1 protein-coding gene is annotated in these 1,194 nt (G+C 64.7%); it reads right to left on the bottom strand.

What is annotated here, in order from left to right; genetic code table 11:
- A partial coding sequence (locus K289_RS0140885) for an amino acid adenylation domain-containing protein (RefSeq protein WP_027556550.1) occupies positions 1–1,194 on the bottom strand: 1,194 nt, incomplete at both ends.

Raw genomic sequence — 1,194 nt, 5'->3', positions numbered from 1 at the left:
CCCAAAAACTCCAGATTGCCGTCCGGCAGGTAGCGTGCCAGGTCGCCGGTCCGGTACAGCCGGTCGCCCTCGACAAAGGGACTGGCGATGAACCGCTCCGCTGTCAGCTCAGGGCGGTTCAGATAGCCGCGCGCCACCCCCGCCCCGCCAATGTAGAGCTCCCCCACCGCCCCGAACGGCACCGGTGCCCCATGACCATCCAGCAGATACACCCGCGTGTTCGCAATCGGGCGGCCAATCGGGACAATGGCGCCATCAAACTCAGCCGGACAACTCCACGCTGTCACGTCGATCGCAGCTTCCGTCGGACCGTACAGATTGTGCAGGGCCGTCCAAGGCAAGAGGCGCCGAACCTTATGCACACTGGCGGCAGGAAGCGCCTCGCCGCTGCATAAAACTCGTCCCAGCGATGTGCAGCGGTCAACACTCTTCGCATCCATAAAGCTGACCAGCATGGATGGCACGAAGTGAACCGTCGTAATTCGCTGGTTGATGATCAAGTCGACCAATGCGTCGGGATCTCTGTGCGCACCGGGCGGCGCCAGCACCAGGGTTGCCCCTTCAAGCAAGGTCCAGAAGAACTCCCAGGCCGAGACATCGAAGCTAAATGGCGTCTTCTGCAACACGACATCAGTTGCGTTGAGACCATAGGCGTTTTGCATCCACATCAGGCGATTGACGATAGCCCGATGCTCAATCATGACGCCCTTGGGCGTGCTGGTGGATCCCGAGGTGTAGATCACATAGGCGAGATGGCGCGAGGTCAGGCCCAGCGCACGCGGGTCCGGATCCGATTCCGGCAGGCTGGCCCACGCCGGTGCCGCCGCATCGAGCTCCACCACGCTCGCATCGACGCCCACATCGCCCAAGGCGGCGCGCCCCGCCGCATCGGCCAGCAACAGGTGGGGCGCCGCATCGTCGAGAACCTGCCGCAGCCGCGCCGGCGGATAGGCCGGGTCCAGCGGCAGATAGGCGCCACCGGCCTTGAGGATCGCCAGCAGCCCGACCACCATCGCCACGCTGCGCGCAACGCAGATCGCCGCCGGCTGGTCCGGCTTGACCCCGAGCCCGATCAGATGATGCGCCAGCTGGTTGGCATGCGCATTGAGCTCGCCATAGCTGACGCGCTGGTCCTGATAGACCACCGCCACCGCATTCGGCGCCTGGCGCACCTGGGCCTCAAACAGCTCATGG

Source organism: Bradyrhizobium sp. Cp5.3, assembly GCF_000426265.1.
In the GTDB taxonomy this organism is placed as follows: domain Bacteria; phylum Pseudomonadota; class Alphaproteobacteria; order Rhizobiales; family Xanthobacteraceae; genus Bradyrhizobium; species Bradyrhizobium neotropicale.
The sequence above is the reverse complement of the archived record's forward strand: the minus strand, read 5'-3'. Positions and strand labels throughout refer to the sequence as shown.